The 21,470-nt window shown below is 66.0% G+C and carries 13 protein-coding genes; 5 read left to right on the top strand and 8 right to left on the bottom strand.

What is annotated here, in order from left to right; translation table 11 throughout:
- Window positions 1–2: 2 nt before the first annotated feature.
- The 3 genes from DL991_RS18780 to DL991_RS18770 form a co-directional block, all read right to left on the bottom strand.
- Window positions 3–353, bottom strand: a complete 351-nt coding sequence (locus DL991_RS18780; RefSeq protein ID WP_125785638.1) for an RIP homotypic interaction motif-containing protein — start codon at window positions 351–353, stop codon at window positions 3–5.
- Between the two features lie 138 nt (window positions 354–491).
- Window positions 492–1,577 (bottom strand): ImmA/IrrE family metallo-endopeptidase, encoded by a 1,086-nt coding sequence (locus tag DL991_RS18775; protein ID WP_125785637.1) that lies wholly within the window; start codon window positions 1,575–1,577, stop codon window positions 492–494.
- Complete coding sequence (locus DL991_RS18770; RefSeq protein WP_125785636.1) at window positions 1,574–2,380, bottom strand: hypothetical protein; 807 nt, start codon at window positions 2,378–2,380, stop codon at window positions 1,574–1,576. The genes DL991_RS18775 and DL991_RS18770 overlap by 4 nt, the downstream gene beginning before the upstream one ends.
- A gap of 486 nt (window positions 2,381–2,866) precedes the next feature.
- On the opposite strand from DL991_RS18770, the gene DL991_RS18765 reads away from it, so the two are divergent.
- Together DL991_RS18765 and DL991_RS18760 are read left to right on the top strand one after the other, a co-directional pair.
- Window positions 2,867–6,151 (top strand): hypothetical protein, encoded by a 3,285-nt coding sequence (locus DL991_RS18765; protein ID WP_125785635.1) that lies wholly within the window; start codon window positions 2,867–2,869, stop codon window positions 6,149–6,151.
- Window positions 6,152–6,153: 2 nt separating this feature from the next.
- Window positions 6,154–7,716, top strand: a complete 1,563-nt coding sequence (locus DL991_RS18760) for a sigma 54-interacting transcriptional regulator (RefSeq protein ID WP_158634436.1) — start codon at window positions 6,154–6,156, stop codon at window positions 7,714–7,716.
- A gap of 585 nt (window positions 7,717–8,301) precedes the next feature.
- Here DL991_RS18760 and DL991_RS43990 read toward each other — a convergent pair.
- Window positions 8,302–9,102, bottom strand: coding sequence for a hypothetical protein (locus tag DL991_RS43990; protein WP_370306862.1), 801 nt, complete (start codon window positions 9,100–9,102; stop codon window positions 8,302–8,304).
- The gene (locus DL991_RS43350) at window positions 8,997–9,770 is read right to left on the bottom strand and encodes a hypothetical protein (RefSeq protein ID WP_125785632.1); all 774 of its coding nucleotides are present in this window, start codon (window positions 9,768–9,770) and stop codon (window positions 8,997–8,999) included. Before DL991_RS43350 ends, DL991_RS43990 begins: the two co-directional genes overlap by 106 nt.
- A 121-nt stretch (window positions 9,771–9,891) precedes the next feature.
- Here DL991_RS43350 and DL991_RS18745 point away from each other — a divergent pair, with 121 nt between their 5' ends.
- A complete protein-coding gene (locus DL991_RS18745) occupies window positions 9,892–12,168 on the top strand; it encodes a DEAD/DEAH box helicase family protein (protein ID WP_125785631.1) in 2,277 nt (758 codons plus the stop codon).
- 785 nt (window positions 12,169–12,953) lie between these two features.
- Here DL991_RS18745 and DL991_RS18735 read toward each other — a convergent pair.
- From DL991_RS18735 to DL991_RS18725, 3 genes are all read right to left on the bottom strand, one after another.
- Window positions 12,954–13,460 (bottom strand): hypothetical protein, encoded by a 507-nt coding sequence (locus DL991_RS18735; protein ID WP_125785630.1) that lies wholly within the window; start codon window positions 13,458–13,460, stop codon window positions 12,954–12,956.
- Window positions 13,461–13,511: 51 nt separating this feature from the next.
- Window positions 13,512–16,064, bottom strand: a complete 2,553-nt coding sequence (locus tag DL991_RS18730) for a CHAT domain-containing protein (RefSeq protein WP_125785629.1) — start codon at window positions 16,062–16,064, stop codon at window positions 13,512–13,514.
- 139 nt (window positions 16,065–16,203) lie between these two features.
- A complete protein-coding gene (locus DL991_RS18725) occupies window positions 16,204–18,372 on the bottom strand; it encodes a tetratricopeptide repeat protein (protein ID WP_125785628.1) in 2,169 nt (722 codons plus the stop codon).
- Between the two features lie 173 nt (window positions 18,373–18,545).
- Here DL991_RS18725 and DL991_RS18720 point away from each other — a divergent pair, with 173 nt between their 5' ends.
- Window positions 18,546–21,263, top strand: coding sequence for a CHAT domain-containing protein (locus DL991_RS18720; RefSeq protein ID WP_125785627.1), 2,718 nt, complete (start codon window positions 18,546–18,548; stop codon window positions 21,261–21,263).
- Complete coding sequence (locus tag DL991_RS18715; protein ID WP_125785626.1) at window positions 21,260–21,469, top strand: hypothetical protein; 210 nt, start codon at window positions 21,260–21,262, stop codon at window positions 21,467–21,469. The genes DL991_RS18720 and DL991_RS18715 overlap by 4 nt, the downstream gene beginning before the upstream one ends.
- The last annotated feature ends 1 nt before the right edge of the window (window position 21,470 follow it).

Genomic DNA, 21,470 nt, shown 5'->3' with positions numbered 1-21,470 from the left:
AGCTACCGGTCGAAGTGGTTGGTCTGTGTGTTGTGGTCACCGATCTGGACCCCACGACCATCTCGAACTTCGACCGTATACTTTCCGGCCACCTCGGTTGCTGGTCGCGTTGCAGCCCCACCCTCGGTTCTGTGTTCGCGCTGCAGCTGGCGTAGCGAGACGATCAGAGCGATTGCCCCGAGAATCAGTCCTGCGATGCCTGCAACCCAGCTCAGTGCTTCGACCACCGGCCGATATGGATGGTTTTCCTTCCACAGCCAGTTCAATGCGCCAAGCTGCCACGCTCCCCAGAGCACCAGGCCGACAGCAGCCATGCCTCCGAGCCACCAGAAGCGGCGTCCAAGCCTGCCCATACGACCTCCCCAGCCGACGCTTCGCCACCGACTTCGTCCCAGAGTAATCGTTGGCTGCACGAAGATCGCTACGGCGCTACCAGACGTGTAGATCGAGCCTCAGATGTCTCCGACAGCACAGTTCGGCGGATTCTGGCGCTAGCCAACCGCCGGAGAACGCGATGTGATGGTCCTGAATAGCTCAAGCGGCGCCTGACACTCCGATGCGAGTGCAAGTTCGTCTACCTGGGTTTCGGTGCGAATGAGTTCGATGGCGCGAGGCAACAGAGACGGCCGCTCCAGCAAGGGCATCGGGCCAGGCTCGCGGCGCCGCCATCCTTTGGAAGACACCGTGACCATCGCGTTGCGATAGGTGACGTCGCTCATGACACCGAGCGTTCGCGCCCGGAACAAGAGGGCTTGCAGGCTGACGTTCCAGTGCTGCTTGAGTTGGCCGAGTCGCCGCCAGTCCGCCCTACTTGGCAGCTGTTCGGCGATCTCATCCGCCGGCATCAACAACTCCGCGGCAAAACGGTGCGCTTGATCCTCGACGATCCGGCCCCCTGGTTCGGCATCCACATGCATCACCAAGTGCCCGAGCTCGTGTGCCACGTCGAAGCGTTGGCGGTAGTAGTCGTCCTTCAACGGATTGAGCAGGATAATCGGCCACTCGGGCGTGTCGAAGGAGTAAGCGTCGACCGTCGCGTTGTCCAGGGGACTGAACACGACAAGGCTGCCGTGACTCTCCGCCAGCCTGACAAGATGTCCAACTGGCCCTGACGGCATTTCCCATTGCTTCCGCAGCAGTAACGCCGCCTCCTCCGGTGCGCGGCCACCGGTTTCTTCGGTTGATACTGGGTAGCTGGGCAGATCGCGTTTCGGGAACTCGACATGTCGCTCGATCGTGGTCGCGATGTCGACGGCGAGGCATCCGTAGGAGTAGGCCTGATCCCGCGCGATCTGGCTGGTCGATCTCAATGACCGGAAGTGCGGGGCGGTGGCGGCGATCGGGAACGACTGCTTCCGGGCCAGAAAGAATCCCGGGTCGACCTCCAATGCCATCGCCAGAGCGCCCACCGTGGCCGGCGCCGGTCGCTTCATCCCGCTCTCGTATGCCGCGACCGCTGTAGGCGTCTTCTGGATCAACGCCGCTAGAGCGTTCTTCCGCAAGCCCGCCAGTTGTCGAGCCAGGGTCAGGCGACCGCCGTCGAAGAAGGCGGCGATATCGCCCAGCCGTTCAGTCATGCGTCACCAATAGCACGTGGTCCGCCGTCACCGCGCGCCGACCTCCGGACGCGCACGTCCGCGTCGGCGGCATCTCCGGCCGGCGGGAGAATCGGGTCGACCTGCTGGGGCCGCGTCCCGCTCTTCTGGGGCCCAGGCGGCAGGTCCAGCAGATTCTCCCGCCATACCCAGGCATCGCCCCGGTCAGAGTTCCACCGGATGCGACCGAAGAACAGCTCGAAGTCGACGGTCACCGGGTCCATCGCATGCGCGAGAACCAAGGTCTTCCGGAGATCACGCTCGTCGTCCGGAAGACCTTCCAACGGCGGCAAGCCGGGGATCGCCGTGACTGGGAACAGGCCACCGTCGTCCTCGGAGTGAGGCTGACGTGCAACTGTCTGCTTCGTGTCGCTCTTCTCCGGCCAGCGAATCTTCCTGACCTGCCCGAACTTGTACGAGGCCAGCAGCCACCGCCAGCCATCGACCGCCCAGCCAGGAGATCCGTTGAGGTCATGTCGGACCACGGTGCCCGCCGGCAGCAACGGTAATGACTGGAAGTCCCGGCCGGCGATGCCATCCGCCAGAACGTCGCGCCCCACCGACTCCTCCCCCGGCTGTGCCGCGAAGTCCCCGCACTGAAAGACCCGGTCGAGACGATCCAGCAGGTAGATGTAGGCGTTGTAGCCGATCCAGGACTGCTTGTGGCCACCTGCGGGGTTGTAGTCCTGACGCACCTGCTGGTAGGCCGACCGGTGCGCCCAGGCGATGCCGTCCAGCACGCCAGAGCTGCGCAACATCCCCAAAACCCTCGCCTGCTCAGTCACGAGTCCGAACTCTACCTCAATGCAGTATCGAGTGCGCGAAAATGAACCCGCATGGGCCTCTGGGCTTGCCCCCTGGCGACGAACGCCGCTACCCGACCGCGCTGCAGAAATACGCCGTCGAGTTCGCGTTATCGCGGGCTCGGCCCTCACCTCGTCTCGCATACGGTGGCGGCATCACTGATGTTTCTCGCGCGAGGCTGACATAGCGACAGAAACGCCCATTCCCAGGTCGGCCCTGTTCCCGTTGGTCCTACGGGGGTACTGCCTGCGCTGGCCACTCCTGAACTTGCTCGCACTGCGCGAGCAGCACGTTTGTCGCGAGCGGAGGTAGCACCCCCGACTCGTCCTCAGGGCGCTGCTCGGCGCGGAATGCGGACTGTCGACACGTATGAACTAACCGGCGCCGGGAGCGGCTGGGAACGTCGTGGACGATGCTAGATTGACGAGAATCGACCGCCCGACCCACGAAAGCGTGTGACGAGCAGAGTGCCCGAACCCCTGCCCATGTCTGTCGCGATGGGCCTTCGTGACCGGCGGGGCCTTCTGTGGGCGTGCCAGGCCCACGACCTCCGGCCGGGCGAACAGCCGCACAACTACTCCGTCGCGGCGGCTGAGGCGGCCGTGCGGTATCGGGTCCAGCCGGACTCTCTCGATTTGGGCGTCTCCTCCTACTACTGGGAGGCGGTGTGGCTCGAGGGTGCGGCAAGCCCGCTGCTACCGGCGCTCAAGGATGCGGCGCAGACTGCGGAGCCGGATCTTCGGCAGATTGTGCTGCTCGCGGCAGACCACGATGCCTCGGCGCAACTCTCCTCGCGTGAGTTCTTGCCGGTCTGTGTCCTGCCCGGCGTACTTGATCCGGACGCACCCGCCGCGTCCCGCTACGGCGCGGTTCGCGGACGCGTGCGGGAGCGGACCGCGTGGGCCTTCGCCGAGCGGCTGGGCCAGTACCGGGAACGCGTCCTGATCGTTCTCGGAGCCCGAGAAAATGATGATCTTGAGATGCTGTCCGAAGTCCTCGAGGACTGCCCGATCGTCGACCTGGAGATTCTTCTCGTCTGGCCTCTGGACGCGCCGGAACCCGTCCTGCCGGCGAGCCCGGCGATCGTTGTCCACGTCTGGCGCGGGACCGAGGACGACCTCCTAACAGCCATGGCCGCAGCCGGCGCTCCGCACGTCGCGGACGTCTCGCAGCACACCGTGCGCATCGGAAACCACACTCTGAGTTTGGGGATCCGCGACGTCGACCGGATTCTTGCCCGGTTCTCGCTCCTAACCGAGCAGCACATCGCTCCGACGGCAACGTTCACGATGGAGAACTTGCTTGCCTTCCTGGACGGCAGTCTGGAGGACTGGTCGGCGTACAGCGTCGGCCTTCCGGTCGGTCGCGACTACCGGACACAGGACAAGCCGCTGCATGAAGATGTCCTCACGGTGCTCCGGGAGGTGCAGGGAGGCTCGGGGACGGCCTCGACGTACGTCGTGCGGCTTCCGGCCGAGCCTGGTGCGGGGGCGACCACACTGCTGCGGGCAGCAGCGTATGCGGCGGCTCGAGAAGGGTTCCCCACCCTTGTCCTGCGCCCTGATCAGATCGCCATCGATTACGAGGAATTGTTAGCCTTCGCCACCGTGCTCTCGGAAGGGGCGCTCGCCCTCGGTGTCGAGCAAATCCCGCCGTTGTTGATCGTCATTGACGTCGAGCACCATGAGCGCGGCATAGCCGCTCGGGGCATCGCTGGCGCACTCGCTCGGCATGGCCGGTCGATCGTTGTGCTACACGCGGTCGCCGCACAGAATGCGGAGGCCGATGTCGAGCGGCGGACGCGGCGGACTGCGGTGCTCCCGGTGCTGAGCGCAGGGCTGGTCGAAAACGAAGTCGAGCAGTGCTGGCGCACTCTGTCTCAGACGGTAGAGCGGTGGGATCTCCCGGCGGAAGTCCCGTCCGTGTACCAATGGCGGCAGTATGACCAGGCCACGCAGTGGCCGTTGGGTGACGACGGAGCAACGGCGTCGCTGTTCTGGGTCGCGCTGCGGTTCTTCCTCACCGAGGGCATGGAACTGCCCGACGCCGAGCAGGCGGGGAGCTTTCTGGGCCGATGGATCATGCAGCGGAGCGAGGCCATCCAGGACGCCTCGGTACGCGAGATCGTGACCTACGTGGCCGCAATGTCCTCGTTCCGCCTGCCAAGCCCGATCTGGACCGTCATCCGGCCCGCTGTGGGCGGCACCTACCCGTCAAACCTCTCCGCAGCTATCCGACAGCTTGACGGCATCATTGCTTGGGGCGGGCCGGTCAGGGGTCTCGAGGAGGACGTTATCCGGTTCCTTCACCCCGCGCTCGCGCGAGCCTATTTGGAATACCACACCGCCGCGCGCTCCGCCGCCGCGCGTATGCAGCAGCTAGCGCCCGTTCTCGGGGCGCTGTCGCCAGGCAGCACCGCGGACATCTGGGTTGCCGAGTCGCTCGCAAAGGACGTCCTGGCGCCGAAGTTTGACGAGCGCGACCCTGAGTGGGACTGGCGGCTACGGACCTTCGACCTGATTCCGCCCGCAATCCGTGACCAGAGCAAGGCCATTCTGCATCACTGGGCGCGATCGCTGTACCGCTCAGCCAACCAACGCACGCCACAGCTTGAGATCGACCAGCGGCTTAAGCGCTTTGCCAGTGCCGTGGAGAAGCTGGAGAGGTCCACCGGTCTGCCCCGCCGTCCTGGGCGCGACGAACATCCCAGCCACCTCTACAACACCCTCGGCACGGCCTACTACCGCTACTCCCTTGCTCTGCAGGAAGCGGACCGCGCTGCCGACGGGGCAGGGGCGTGGGCTAGTGCCTGCGCCGCGTTCGAGAAAGCGATCAAGCTCTCTGGCGGCGTCAACATGGAGGCCCTTCTCGCCTTCAGCCACCGACTACTCTCCCACGCGAAAGCAGCCCGTGCCGATGAAAAGTTGGTAAAGGCGTCCGACGTGATGCAGGCGCTGGAGCTACTCGATGAAGCCGACGACGTGGCGACGAACAACGTGGCACCCGACCCGGACTGGACCAGACAGATCACGACTTACCGTGCCGAGGCGCTCTCCCAGATCAACGAAGAAGTCGGGGCGGCCTACGTCGACGAGCTAATCAACTCGACCAATCCCGAACTCGGGTATTACTGCAAGGCTCAGCTCTGTCTACTGAAGCACGAGGGAATGCAGGGCATTGAAGGCGCGCTGGCCATCCTGGACGAGGCGGAGCGTGCCGGGGTGGAGCCGCAAGCTCGCTCGGTGCGTCTGCGGATCTCCCTGCTTGAGCGTCAGCCGGTTGGGCTTCACAACTTCGGCCTGCTCAAAGAGTTGTACGGGTTACTGGACACCGAACTCTCCGAAACGGCTCGCTCGCTGGACCTCTTCCGCTACGCCGTGCTCTGCTACCAGACCGGCGACTATCGCGAGGGGGCCGAGCGCTTCCGGCAGCTACGTGCGCAGTTCCGCCGCGAGGAGCTCCCCGCAATCCGCATGTACGACATCTGGCGGGACCCTGCCGAGCCTGAGAAGCCCCGGCTGACGCAGATGCGGGTGGACCGCCGGATCACTGAGTGGCGGGCGCAGGGCTATCTGCTCGACCTGCACCAAACGGTGCCTTTCCGGCCGCGTCACTTCTCGCCGCCGCCGGAACGTGGTCAGATTGTCACCTGTGCAATCCGGTTCGAGTCGAACGGCCCCCTCGCCGTGCCACCCCGTTTCGTTGAGCCGTCCGCGGCACGCCGCCTGCCGACTCCACCGACCACCCCATAGCGGTGGGACCGCAGGTACTGAGCGACTCACAGCGGGATCTGCTGAAGTTGCTCCACAACGCCGTTGCTGCAGCCAGCCGGTCTCCGGCCGTGCTGCTCACCGGACCGTCCGGGGCGGGGAAACGGACCCTTGCCAGATGCCTCGCGAACGACGTGGGAGCGAACTTCGCGGAAGTCGCGACCAGCGATTCGGTCGATTCCTTGTCCACGATGCTCTTCGGCACCGAGGCCGACGCACAGCGAGCAGGCAGCGACGGCGTCGCACCTGGGCTACTCGGGCAGGAGGAAGCGATCATCCTGTTTCTGTCCAGCCTGCAGGATCTTCCACTGGAGTTCGCACAGCGGCTACGGGCGGCCATCTCGGAACGGCGCTACACCGACGCACTCGGAACGAGCTGGCAGATCGCAGAGGACACCGTGATCGTCGGTTCCCGACGCATTGTCGCCGACTCCCAGATCCCCCCAGACCACTGGCTCTGGACAGCGTTCGAACGGCGCATTGACGTCCCGGTCCCGTCCAAGCTGACATGCGTCATGACCATCGCCAGCAGCATGCTCATATCGTTGGTAGGACGCTCCACGCTCACCGACGACGACGACCTGCCCGCAGTGCTGAACTCAGTAGCCAGCGTGGGTGACCACCTGAGTCTGCTGCGCCGCGTGCTCGAAACAGCCTGCGAATACGACGCTAACCGGCCTGTAGGGACGGCGTCAGTACTCGACGTGCTCTCGCACGAGATGAGGTGGTTGCTGGCCCGGGTGCCCTACCGCGGGCGCGAACTCACCGAAGAGGCTCTGCGGCTCTGGATGGATCAGTTCCCCGGCAACCTGCGGCCCGTCGCACTACAGCTCTTCCGGTCGGTCGCAGAGAAGTACTACATCGGGACCGACGAGTTCTACCGAGCGCTCGATCATCTCATCGACACCTCCGGAATTCCTGCCTACGGCCGCGTGTCGTTCTGCCAGTGGCAGTCACTCGGCGCCAGCGGCCCGCGCATCGCGCACGCCCTCAAGAACCAGGCCAACTGGCACTGCCTCACCCAGCTAAACCTGCTGGACAAAACGGAGAGTTGGCCGGATTTTGACGGCAAGCCGCCGGAGTGGTTTGTCATGACCGACGACGTCGTGGGTTCAGGCAGATCGTTGCGCGACTACACGGAAGGGGAGAACGCGCCCCTAAAGCGGCTCCTCCGGCGGTTCCCGAACGCGAGGGTGAGGATTCTCGTCGTCGTCGCGTTCGATGCCGCACTGCAGGACGTCGTCGCCGATCTTTCAGCATTCCGGGATCGAGTGGAGGTCGGCGCCTACCGGCGGCTCGGCGACCGCGACCGCTGCTTCACCGAGACTAGCGCGATCATTACTGACCCGCACCACCGGTCCTTGCTGTCCAGTTTCTGTACCGACGGCAACGGCCTTCGTCAAATTAGGAGAAAGTACCGCCTGGGCTATCAGGACTTGGCGGCCCTGATCGTGTTCTCCGATACCGTACCCAACAACAGCCTTCCATTGCTCTGGCATACCAGTGACTCGTGGCGGCCGCTGTTTCCGGTGGCTGGCCTTGCATAGGTCGACGGCTGGGCTTCCGGCTGCGTGAACAGCTCATCAGTTCAGTGAACGACGATGGGTCACAATCGTCAACGTGACGATGCCGCTCATCTCTTCCGGCAACAGACCACAGCGATCATGGACATTCTGGTCTGGCACCAGGCTTAGCAACCCACCAACCTCGAAGACGATTCACCAGGCACCATCACGTAGAACGCGACCAGACAGGGGCTGCTACCGCGAACCCGGTCTCCGCAATCAACGTTCCTGACGAAAACCGCTGGTCAGTCCTCTTCCCATCCTTTGGTGCTTCTGCCGGGCACTCACCTGGCCAAGCGTTTCCGTAGGTCAGCCCTGTTCCTCCCGTAAGGCTGACATAGCGGCAGAAACGCCCATTCCCAGGTCGCCCCTGTTCCCGTTGGTCTCCTACAGGGTTCGGCCCGCGCTGGCCGGTCCTGCGGCGTGCACGATCAACCGCCTCTCACACCAATTTCCTGGAGCAATACTGGAGCACGACGTCGGCTACAGCTGCGCTCAACGGCGTCGAACCGCATCGAGCAGGGCGAAACCGCTCCAATCGACTAGGGGGTTCTCGATAACCACAGGTCAGCGCCCTGCTTGACTGGCAGTGAGGGGGTCAGGGGTTCGAGTCCCCTTAGCTCCACATCGCAAAGAACCCCTTCGGTTGAGCCGTTTTGGCTGGTCGGAGGGGTTTTCTGCATCGCGCTTCCGATCTTGCGTGATCGTTTCTCGGGGGTTCTGTGTGCCCCTGCTGGAGCGTTTCTGGAGCCGTGTGGTGCGGGTGGAGAGCTGCTCAGCGGTGGCTTTTCGGTGTTGGTTCCGGGGTTTCCGGGTGGTGACCCCCTTACCAGCGGTGGTCGGGGCAGGCCGTGTCGAATGAGCTGCTGGCCCGGATGACGGTGGCGGCGTCCGATCGCGGGTCGCCTTATTCCAGCGTCGCTGCAGATCAGCCAATAGCCGGGTTTCGACTTCGCGGGCAACATGGGAGTAGGTCTCCGCGACGCGGTCATGGAGGTGGTGGCCAAGCCGGCGGGCTTGGGCGATCTCCGGGGCACCGCCGGCGATGAGCCAGGTTTTCTGACTATGCCGCAACCCGTGGAACGTCAACCCTGGCCGGATTGGGTAGGCCCGCACGCCGGGTTTCGGGTCGGTGAGGTTGCCGTCGATCGCCGGTCGCAAGACGCGGCGGATGAACGTCGAGCGCCAGAGCCAGGTGCCGCTGGGCGTGGTGAACACGAACTCGAACGGATGCCTCGCCAGGTGCTGTCGCAGCAGCGCGGTCAGGAACGGTGGCAGCGCGATCGTCCGGGCGGATGCGGCGGTTTTCGGTGGGCCGAGCCAGCGTGTGCCGTTGCATTCGTGCAGCGCGCCGTGTTCGGGGTGGATAGTGAGGTGGCCGGTGTCGAGGTTGACGTTGTCGCGGTGCAGTCCGGCGAGTTCGCCCAGCGGCAGCCGGTCCAGGCGGCGGTGATAGTCAGAAGCCACGCAATGCGCCCGCCAAGCGCGGCGGCCTGATTCGCGATTCTCAGAACCTGCTCCGGAGCGGCCCAGATCTTCTCGGGCGTGATCCGGCGGGATCGGCGACCGCGGCGCCGTCGTTGTCGGACGGGGTTAGTGGGGATGAGGCGTTGGTCGACGGCGTCAGTGAGGACCATCGACAGCAGCTTGACCCAGCCGGCGACGGTGTCCGGCGAGTAGCCGGCGTCGACGTTGCATTTGACCCAGCTGGTGACGTCGAGGGCGGTGATCGCGCCGAGTGCGACGTCACCGAAGCGGGGAAGTATGTGGCAGCGCAGGTAGCTGCGGTAGTGCTCGAGGGTGCGTGGGTCGAGGTCGAGGTCGAGGCTAGGGAACCAGCGTTGGATCCAGGTGGCGAGGGTGGTGTTGCTGTCGGCGGGGTCGATCCATGTGCCGCGTCGTCGGTCGGTTGCCATGTCGCTGATGTAGTCGCGGGCGGCATCCTCTGAAGGGAATCCGGGGATGGATTCGGTGCCGCCGCCGCGGCGGTAGCGGACGCACCAGGAGTGAGTTCCGGTTTGCTCTGGCCACGCCATGACGACCTCCGCACGTTGCTGGGTGTTGTCTTAGCGTGCGACGCATTGGCTAGGTTGACGGTCTCAATCGGGCGTCAGCGGACAGTCTGGCCGTGCGGGAAGAGGGCCCGGCCGCAGGTATCTGATCGAGCATTCAGCGGGCTCGGGCAAGACGAACACGATCGCGTGGTCCGCACATCGGCTCGCCCGCCTGCACGACACCGCAAACAACAAGGTGTTCGACAAGGTGCTGATCATCTCCGACCGCAAGGTCCTAGACCGCCAACTCCAGGATGCTGTGGACCAGGTCGACGACAGTTCGAGTTCCCTTGCAATGATTGACTCCGCTGCGGTACGCCGTTCCGGCGGCTCGAAGTCCAGGGCTCTGCTGGATGCACTCACAGGGCCGGCGCTGATCGTCGTCGTGACGATCCAGACATTCCCCTACGTCAAGAGCCTGCTCGAGACAACGCTCGGCGACAAGAACTTCGCCGTGATCATCGATGAGGCCCACACGTCGCAATCGGGCAAGACCGCCGCCGAGCTGAAGAAGGTCCTCACAGAGGGCGGCGAGCAGATCGCTGAAGACGAGACGGTGGACACACAGGACGTGGTCAACGACCTGCTGACGTCCGACGAAGAGCGCGAGCAGCGGATCAGCGCGGAGACCGCGGCTCGTGCCGGCGCGAAGAATATCTCGTTTCTCGCATTCACCGCGACACCGAAGGCAAAGACCAAGACACTGTTCGGGCGGCCCAGCGAGGACCGAAAGCCGGTCTCCTTCGATGTCTACACGATGCGGCAGGCGATCGAGGAGGGGTTCATCCTCGACGTGCTCCGCGGCTACCAGACGTACAAGACCGCGTTTGAGATCGAGCGGCGCGGTAAGGACGGTGTGGTCACCTCGATCACCAGCGACGATGACGGGGACGCAGACAGCCTCGTGGACCCGAAGGTCGCCACTCGGAAGATCATGCGGTTCAAGGACCTGCACCCGTCCAACATCGGCCAGAAAGTCGAGCTCATTGTCGAGCATTTCCGTGCGAACGTCGCGCATCTGCTCGATGGCCAGGCCAAGGCGATGGTCGTCACCGACTCCCGCCAGGCCGCGGTGCGGTACAAGGTCGAAACCGACAAGTACATCCGCACCAAGGGCTACGGGATCAAGACGATCGTCGCCTACTCCGGCGATATCGACGATGCCGATTACGGCCTGGAGAAGGCGACTGAGGCGACCATGAACCCTGGCCTTGGGACTGATCTGGCGCGGGAGTTCAAGCACCCCGACTACCGGCTGATGCTGGTGGCGGAGAAGTTCCAGACCGGTTTCGACCAGCCGCTGCTGTGTGGGATGTACGTCGACAAGAAACTGCCCGACGTGCACGCTGTTCAGGCCCTGTCACGGCTCAACCGGACCTACCGGGCACCGTCTGGCGAACAGAAGGACAAGACTTTCGTCCTGGACTTCGTCAATAACCCGAAGGACGTTCAGGACGCGTTCCTGCACTACTACACCGAGGCCCACGTCGAGACGCAGACGGACCCGAACCAAGTCCACCGGTTGGCGACGAAGATCGCCCAGGAACGCATCTACACCCCAGGCGACGTCGAGCGATACGCGGAGGCCTGGTGGGGCTCGGGCGGTTCGCAGTCCCACTCGGCGCTGGCGGCGGCGATCACGCCAGCCCGCGACGAGTTCGTCGGCCGCTGGGCCCAGGCGACTGAAGCTTATGACAGCGAGGCGTTGAATAGGCTTCGAGAGTTCCGCAAGGACTGCGGCTCATACGTGCGTTTGTACGACTTCATGTCACAGGTGGTCGACTACGGCACCACCGACCTGGAGAAGCTTGCCGAGTTCCTGCGGCAACTGGTGCGGCTGCTTGCCGTCGATAACCCAACGGCCGACGTGGACCTGTCCGGTGTCGTCCTGAAGCGAGTACGCCAGATCGATCAGGGCAAGGCAGCCATCGGCCTGTCTGGGGACCAGGAGGCGTTGGCGCTAAAGGGCATCACGGGCGTCGGATCGGGAGTGACCCGCGATGACCCGCAGCAGGTGCTGCTCTCAGAGGTGATCGAGAAAATCAACGACCTCTTCGGTGGGGAGTTCGCCGACCCGCAGATCGGCGGCTTCGTCACCGCCGCGGCTGGCATGGCCGAGGAGGCCCCCCGGATCGCCGAGCAAATCGACAACAACGCCATCGACCAGTTCCTGATCTCTCCGGACCTGCGTGAGACGCTTACCGATGCTGCGGTGTTGAACGAGGGTGCCTTCGGGAAGCTGACCCAGGCACTAACAGGCGAAAGTGAGCGCACCGATGAGTTCATCCGGCTGATCGGTGCGTACCTGTACCAGTCACGGCGTGCTCGCACGGACCCCGAGGAGGCGGCAGACGCTGAAGGCGACTCTGGAATTCGCTGAAACACCCATGTTGATCTGCAAATTTCCGAACCAGGATTGGTCCATGAGTAATCACTGCGGAGCCAATCATGACCGTGGTCGTCCGTGGGTGTCGCGGGTGGGGACGCCGCGTTCGCGGAGTTTGGTCAGCACGGTGGTGTGGTCGACGTCCAGGTGCTAGCCGACTCGCACTAGTGACCAGCCGAGTTTGTAGAGGTGTACGGCGTCGTCGACCTGCTCCGGCGATAGCCCGCGCCGCCGCATCGGCACGTTGTTCCGGCGGAGGATGTTGCTGACCCGTCTGCCGCTCGATGCCGCATCGATCACCGAGCTCGTACACCGTCGCCCCTGCCTCGTAACCGGCGATGAGTACCTGAACTTGGTCGGCATCGAGCTGGCGTACCCGCCGTGGTTCGGGTCGGTCAGCGGGCGCTGGAGCCGGTGCAGTGGGGTCGGGTAGCTTCTGGAGCAGCGTCTCCAGGGCATCTACCTGGGGTTTTGTGTTGCAGCAAGCTCCCCCAAGGTCCACAGAGGAAGCCCCAGCGGCATCCCCTAGCTACCACAAAACCGCAGGTCAGCGGCTATTCAGGAGTTCCGCTGGTGTCGACTTTTTCGTCAGCTTTCGCCCATTTCCCCCAAGGTGTCCCGCTCCCGCGTGGTCCTTGTCGTCTCGATCGACCGGTGTGGGGAAGCGGTGTTCACGTCGTGTCTGCAGCTTGGTTAGGGAAGGTGGGTTGGTGGACTCAGCGTCCACGACGTGCCCGACCTGGGATGTCGGCTTGTCATCGGAAGTAGGCGACCAGCACTCATGAGCGAGGATCTTCGCCTATCAACTCCATGAGCCATTCGCAAACGATCTCGGCAGCTTCGAGGTCAGTCGGCTCCACACTCTCCGGTCGGCGTGCGGCGGTCTCCAGGAGACCGTCTCTGGAGTCCTCTGCGATCACGCGGGCGACTTCGACCTGCCCATCCAACTGGTCAGCTGCCCCAAGAACGTGTGCGAGCAACACTTTCGCCTTCAGGGCCCGCGGGTCGTCCGGGCCGGGTACGGACTCCTGATCCTCCAGTTCCAGGGCGCGGGTGACGAGCTCCGCGAGCAGCTCCGCGTGGTCGCCTTCCAGGCGCGGGCTGAGATCATCGGGTAGGTCGGGCTCGTCGTCGGTGACTGGCTGGACCGCAGTCCCCCGTCTTCCGGCCCGCAGGCTGCTGTTAAACAGCTGAGACAACGCCTGAAAGGTGTCGAGATGGGCAGGGCCTAGCGCTTTCAGTCGTTCCACATAAGTCAGCCACTCGCTTGAGCCGTGCTTGGCCATCGCAACCTCCTATACGTCACGACTTCCGGCCGACCACCGACCACTTCATTCTCACGGGCCCATGTGGAAATGTGCCGCCCACACGATCGGCGGATGCTTCTTGCCTCGCAGCAACCGCGCGGTCTCGTGCACCGCACGCGCCACGGCATCGACTCCTCCTTCGGCGATCGCCTTGTACACCGCCTCGGCGAACACCGGCGCGACCGCGTCCCAGATCGGCCACAGGGTGGCGACGACGTGGCGGTAGCCGGCAACCTGGAACGCGGACGCCAGGTGCACGGCCTCCTCCGTGAGCGCAATTCCGCCCCGACCCGTCGCACAGGCCGAGAGGTAGGCGAACTCGGCGGAGGTCAGGTTCAGTCGGGCGATGTCCCGCACGGTCAGCGGCGACTCCTCGTGGTCCGTCAGGACCAAGCAGCCCGCTGTCGGCATCCGCACGTTCTGGGCGGCGTGACATGCCAGGTGTGCCCTCTCGTGCCCGGTCAAGGCTTCGAGCACCGCCGCTCTCGTCGCCTGATCACCGTAGAGCTCTGTCTGCGGCTTGCCGACGTGTGCGCGAATCGCGGCGAGTTCGTCGGCAACACGCTTGAGCGTTTTCGCACCCGGCACCTCCGGGGCCGCCACGACCACGAGCCGGGCTTCTCCTGGTGGGACCGCTGATCGCCTTCGGGTCCGCACCAGGTCCGCGACCGTTGCCGTGTACGACGACATGACTCGGTCCAACACGGAATCGGCGTTCTTCTCCGCGGCGTGCAGGGGAAAGAAGACCAACGGACCGGTGGGCGACCACCAGACCCGGCGCCACGGACCGTCGTCACTGTGAGGTTCGATTCCCAGCCGTTCCAGCACAGGCTTCACGATCGCGTCCCACAGCCATGCCAGGCTCTCGGACGGACAACTCCCGCCATCGCCGGAGGCCCTGATGAACGCGCGGAACTGTTCTTGCGCGATCGGCGCACTCGCCTGCGGCAACGGGACCACCTCGACACCGTCCACGGTGATGATGAGGGCGTCCGTCCGCAGGCTCGCCACGTTGACGACGACCACGGGACCCTCCACCGCCGCTTCGCGCAGTTCGTCGCTTCCGAGCGGTGCGAACACCCTTTCAAGGCCGGGGACACTCCGTGCCTCGTCCAGGATTCGATCCATCTCGTCCGCGGCGGCGTGGATCCTGTCTCGGGCGAGCGAATCGTCGGACGGTGGCAGCGCGAGCACTGCGCGGCAGTCGTCGTACCGCGCCGCCAGGTCCGGGCGAACGCGGCGAAGCGGTTCCATGTCGACCTGATCGTCGTGCACTTGCTTGAACAGCACGCCGCGCCCACGTTCAAGCGCGAGAAGCCCGCCGATCACGTCCCCGGTCTGAACCGCGTACGCGCACGCTTCCCGGGCCAACCCGTGGTAGCTGGCCAGCAATCTCTCCTGGTCGAATCTGACCAGGCCCCGAGACGCCAGCGCCGGCAGCAGCGCCACTGCATGGGCGAGCACGTCCGCGGCCAGTCGCCACATGCCGGACTCGCCCGCCATCGCCGCGGCCTTGCGGGCCACCGCGATCCGTCTGAGCGGAGAGGCTGGCACACGAGCGGCAGCCTTGAAGTGGTCGACCGCGCGCTCGGGACAGCGCTTCAGAACCTCCACGATTCCACGGGCGTGCAGTGCGTCCGATGTGAGCGCGTGGTCAAGCGGCAGTGCTTGGAGCACGTGCTCACTGACCTCGTCCGCGAGGTCGAGCACCTCGGGACTGTCGATGTGCTTTGCCCACGCCAGGAGTACGCCGATGCGGTTGATCTGGAATGCGGACCGCTCGGCGAACCCGGTTGATTCGTCCACGGCTCGCGCCGACAGAGCGGCCGCCTCCTCGATAGAGGCCAGTTCCGGGCGCTCCCGGAACTCTGCCAGCAGCAACGATGAGAGCCTGTCGAACATCATCGGCTCATCCGGGTGGCGGGTCGGCGTCATGGCCAGCGCACTCCGCATGAGCGCCACGGCATGCACGCGGTCGTACCTCTCCCCCAGGACCTGCCGACACCGCGAGATCGCGGTCGCCTGTCCGCACAGACGTCGTGCGCGATCAGCCCCGTCCGCCGGAGTGCCCTTCACGGCGTTCTCGAAGCGGCGAAGGCTTTCGAGGAGCGCGGTGGTGTCGCCGCTGTCCTCGAACAGCGCGAGCTGGTTGTGACCGAGGTTCTCCTCCGCGGCCGGGTCTTTCACGGCGCTTCCGCCGATCTCGATGGCGGCACAGACCGCGGCGGTGCCCAGAGCTCGACTCTTGGCCTCGAGCAAAACGGCGCCGAGATTGCTCAGCGCGATCCTGCGTTCCTCCGGGTTGCTAAACGGTCCCTCAGAAGCCCGCGTCAGTAGGTCGATGCCCTCGGCCAGGCGCTCACCCCCTTCTGCTTGCCATCGCATGCAGATCGCCGCGCCGAGCCGCGACAGCACCATCGCCAAGCCCTCCGCCTCGTTCGACGGCACCACGAGCAGACACCGGCGGAGGTCAACGATCACCTGATCCAGCAACGCGAAGCGGTCCGGGGCCCGCGCGTATTCGTCATACCGAGCGGAAGCGCTCAGCACCAGTTCCTGCCACTGACTCAGGCCAAGCCTCACCGATCGCCTCCTGCAGGAACATCATCTCGCGTCCACGGTAGGCATCCCCTGTGCCGCAGGTGCGGAAGATCAACCGCACGGGTGACATCGCGTTCGAGCGTCGACCGGTGCCAGTCCGCCGTTGAATCGCGCTGTCGCATCAGGTTTCCGTGAGCGAAGCCGATCTCGACCGCATGACCGCCGCCTTTGGGTCCTCCACGACCTCGTATAGCGCGGCCGCACGGTGGTAAGCGTCGGCAGCGCCGGCACGATCTCCGTGGCGTTCCGCGACCTCACCGAGCTGCGCGAGCACTTCCGCCTGGTAGTACGGGGATTCGGCGTCCGACACCGCGGCGAGGGCTTCGCCGAGTGTGGCCATGGCGAGGTCGTGACGGCCCGCCAGCTGGTACGCCGCACCGAGGAACTGAAGACACCGGGAATGCTGGATGCGGTCCCGCAGCTCTGCCATGGCTTCGGCGGCCATCTGCAGCTCCGCGACGGCGGCGTCGAGTTCCCCCATCTCCATCAGGATGTTGCCGATCCTCCTGCGGTTCAACGCGACGCCCCTTCGCCGCCCCATGCCCTCGCACGCCTGCTGGGCGCGCCGATGGTAGGCCAGCGCACCGGCCAGGTCTCCCTTGCCCCGAGTCGCGCGACCCAGCTGCGAGAGGGCGGTGGCACGCGCCTGCTGGTCGCCGATCTCGTCACCGATCCACAGCGCGCGGGTGTTCTCCGCGATGGCGTCGTCGAAGCGTCCCACCTTGGAATACGCGAAACCCAGCTGGGAGCGAAGACGTGCTTCAGCGCGCCGGTTGCGACACCTGACGGCACTGGCGATTCCCGTCGACTGGATCGCGATCCAGTCGCCATACCTCCTGGTGCGCAGGAAGTAACCCCACAACGCCTCGCACATCTGCCAGGCCTCGTCGTCCCACTCGCGGCTGTAAGCGTGGTCGACGACAGCCAGCAGGTTCCCCCGCTCGCGTTCGAACCAGGACATCGCGACGCGTTCGTTCTCGAAGATCCCGGTCTGCGGGGCGCCGACGTCGTACAGGGGGCCGACGTGGGTACGCAGCGGATGCACGACGAGGTCAGCCGCCACGGCGCGCGTCACGTACCACGAGACCATCCTCCTGGTGGCCTCGACCGCGACGTCCACGCCGTCCTCAGCCTCGGCGCGCTCCCTGGCGTGCGCACGGACGAGGTCATGGAAGGCGTAGCGCTCGTCCCCGGTCTCCATCAGAAGGCTCGCCTCGACGAGTTCGGTGAGCACCATCACAGTGTCGGCCTCGGACCACCTGACGGCCGCGGCTACGACGGCCACGCCGAATTCCCTGCCCGGATGACCGGAACATACGCGGTAGATCCGTTGGGCCTGCGGGCCTAACCCAGCGTAGGACGCGTTGAACACCGCACCCACCGGTTCCTCGCCCGGCACCCTCAACGCCAGCCTCTGCTGATCGTCGACCAGGTCACGCGCCTCATCGCGAAGCTTGCGGCGAGGCCTCGCGGCCAGTCTCGCTCCGACAATCGACACGGCAAGGGGCAAACCTCCGCACAACCTGACGAGGCGGCGTGACGCCTCGACTTCCCCAGCGACTCTCTCACGGCCGATGAACCCTTCCAACACCGACAACCCATCGTCCTCCGGCAGGGGCTCGACGTCGAGGAAGGCAGCGCCGTCCAGTGCGAGGCCGGTCATGCGTGGCCGGCTGGTCACCACCACCACGTTCGCGGACCCGGAGGGCAGCAGCACGCGCACCTGCGCTGCGGATGCGGCGTTGTCCAGGCACACCACCAGCCGCGACCGCGCGGTCATCGACCGGAAGAGGGCCGCCCGGTGCTCGGGCTCCGCGGGTATCCGTTGGCCAGGCACGCCCAGAGATTCCAGAAACCATCCCAGCGTGCGTCCTGGCGAGGCCGGCTCTGGATTGACACCGCCGAGTTCGGCGTACAAGGACCCGCCGGGGAAATCGCCGCTCATCTCCTGAAGCCAGCGCACCGCGAGCGTCGTCTTGCCGACACCGCCCGGCCCGCTCAGCACGACCAGCAACGGTGAGTCGGGGCTATCGGCTCGCAGTCCGCGCAACGCGTCGAGCTCACCGTCGCGGCCGACGAATCGCCTAAGCCTCAACGGCAGCTGCGCGGGAACCAGTGGATCGTGGTCCGTCCGGCCGGAGAACCGGTCGACGGCGTGGAAGTGGACTTCCTCCACCGAACCCGCCTGCACCACTTGCCCGCCGGCCGTGCCCATGATCTGGTTGCGAACGCTTTCGATCCCGCCGTTCACTTCGACCGTTTTCCTCGAATCGAACTCCGGCGTGCTCACGGACACCCCCAATTCACGGATCTGCGGCCACGCCCTCTTCTATAGCTGCCGAAAGTGGCATTCCGGTAGCATCACCCACGAACACAACCAATCGGCCCAGCGCGGGTCCGCCCTAGGAGCAGTGGCGAATTGGTCTGCGATGCCGCATTCCCAGGTTTCCGGGCACGGTCGGCATGACCGAGTCAGCCGCCACGGGTGGCCTGGTCGACGCGGTGGGCGACTGGATCGACGAGGCGGCGAACGCCGGGGACGACGACTACGAGACCCGGCTGGCACGCGGCCTGCTCGCGTGCGGCCTCGCCTTCATCAGCAGGCTGCAGGACCTCGCGGACGAGGGCGATCCGAGAGCCGCGATGCTTCCGGAGGCGTGGCAGCTCGCTGTCGACTGGCTGCGCGGCCTGGACCTCTCCACCCGGCCCGACGAAGGCGCGCTTCGGGCGCAGTTCGCGTTCGACCTTCTCGGCGACCACCCGCAGGGCGAGCGAGCCGAAGTGATCGCCGTGCAAGCCCTCCTCGACCTCCCGCCCACCCATCCGTTCCGCGACGACACCGTCGCGATCGCGGTGCTGCGGGCGGGCGCCGCACGGTCCCGCGCCGAACGTGACGCCGACGGCGAGGTGGAGACGCTGGGGCAGCTGCTGAAGGACGGCGACCTCGACGACGAGGAGGCCGACGATCTCGACGACAGAGCCGTCGAGATCGTCGGGCGTGCCACACCGTATTCGGCCTGGCGGTTCTGGACGTGCCGAGCGGGCCACTTCGCCATGAGGGCGAGTCGCGCTGACCAGCACGGCCGCCGGTGGGCGCTCACCGCGCTCGCCTCGACCAGAAATGCTCAGCGCATCGCCGAGTCCACCTGGCCGGACGAGCCGTCCGTCGCAGCCAGCGGAGACGGGATCCGGTCGATCGCCTTCGAAGTGCTCGGCCGGCTCGAAGCCGCGGCGGTGCTGGCCGAGCGTGCCGCGATCACGCGGGTCACTGAGTCCGTCGACCTGCCCGACCGCGGCGACCTGAGTTCTCTGGTCCGCGCCGGTGTGCTGTGGGCGCGAGCGGGACGAGCCAACCGCGCCCGCCACGTTCTGCTCGTGGCGATCCCACACCTGCGCAGGACCTACACCCTCGAGCTGATCGACGGCTGGGTCCAGCACTCCGGCCAGGAACTGACGCTGGCCTCCGGCACCCTGGCGTACCTAGACTGCGCGTCCGGCGACTGGTTCGCCGGCCTGTCCCACCTCGACCGAGCCAAGAGTCTGCGGCTGCGCCACGACCTCGCGCTGCGGCGCTCGCCCGAGGCCGAGGCGCTGCTGAAGTCCGAGCAGGTGGCATTCGCCGTGGCGCGCGGCGCCCGCGTGGTGACCACCTCCCTGCACGGACACGACTTGGCGCCGGACGCGGGTGACGTGCGCACCGAGTACTGGGTCGACCCGAAGGCCCGGATGCAGCTCGACATGGCCACCGAACGCGGCGCCGACAAGGTCGAGGTCGCGACGGTAGAACCGGTCGAGGTGGCACGGCGGTTGATGGCCGACGAAGCCATGCTGGTCATCGGGCTGTCCCAGCTTGGCGCGATCGTCTGCCTGCTGACCGACTCGGACACCGACCGGCCAACGATCCGCGCGCTGATACCGGAGTGGCCCCTGCCGCGGTGGCAGCGCACCTTCGAGAAGGCCGACCTGGCCGAGGCCCTGGCGATACTCGAACCGGTCGTCGTTCCCCCACTCGCCGCCGCGCTCAGGTCCAGGCCGCTCAGCCGGTTGTGGGTGGTTCCCCACCTCGGCACGCACGCGGTGCCCTTCCACGCCCTGCCCGTCCTCGGCGACGTGCCGACCGTGCACCTGCCGAGCATGGCCAGCCTCGCGGACTTCCTGGACCGGCCCAACGACATGACCTCCGGTGTGGCGGTCGCGGTCGGCGACCCCTCCGAAGACCTCCTTCTCGCCGCCGCCGAACCAGAACTGGTCGCCAAACACCTCGTGCACGCGGGCCTGACCACACACACCTACCGCGGATCCTCCGCGACCAGGGACGCCGTTCGCCAGCACGAGGACTGCGTCCTGCTGCACTTCGCCGGGCACAGCCGGGCGGATCTGCTCACCCCGCACCGGTCAGCGCTGTGCTTGCACCACCCGGCAGCGACCGAGCAGTTGCGTCTTGGCCACGACCGGCTCGCCGACCTCGCCTCCGAGCTGACGGAGTGGACCGAGGTCTCCCCCGGTGTCAGGGAAGCCGTCATCCCATCCGCCGGTGTGCTGCGGGAAGAGAGATTCGAACGCGGTGACGACCTCGTCGTCGAACGCCGCCTTGAACACACGGCGGGACAGACCGTTCTCGTGCACCGGCGCGGCCCCGGCGCGCTGGCCTTCGACGCGTGGACCGCCGGGGAGATCGCGTTCCGGCGCGATCTGCGACAGTGCCGCTTGGCCGTGTTGAGCGCGTGTGAGGCTGGCTTCGGCGCGGGCGGGGCGGCGATGATCGACGAGATGTCCGGCCTGCCGGGCGCTCTCGGCCTGTCGGGAGTCACGACCGTGGTCGCACCGCTGTGGCCCATCCCGGAGGACACCGGTCTCCTGTTCACCGACTTTTTCTACTCCGCCCTGGTCGAGGAGCTGTCCGGTCCGTCGTCGTCCACCGATACGGCAGATGTCGCCAGAGCGGTACACACCGCCCGGCGGCGGCTCGCCGGCCTCAGCGGAACCGAGGCGAGCACCGCACTCCGTCGGCTGCGGTCGCGCATCAGCGACCCGCGGACCAAGACCGTGATCAGCCTGGCCATGAACGCCCATTCCCTCGAACCCGAGCCGTACTCGGAGCCCTCTCAGTGGGCCCCCTTCGTGGTCGTCGGGCGGGGCACGATCGCTCGGCTCCCGGAACCTGGCATCCTGAACCGATGACGGACACATCCGAGCCCGAGGTCGGCGAGGTCAAGTTCAACGCCGAGCAGGATCTCGTCACGTGGGACGGAGCGGATTGGATCCCGATCCCTCTGGACACCCCGTGGGATCCGCGTGACGTCATCCGCAACGACCCCAAGAAGCTGATCGTGCTCCACGATCACGGGCAGTCAACAGACGCCTCGGAGTCCGGCGACCACAGCTGAG

Source organism: Amycolatopsis sp. WAC 01375 (assembly GCF_003947325.1).
Lineage (GTDB): Bacteria > Actinomycetota > Actinomycetes > Mycobacteriales > Pseudonocardiaceae > Amycolatopsis.
The sequence above is the reverse complement of the archived record's forward strand: the minus strand, read 5'-3'. Positions and strand labels throughout refer to the sequence as shown.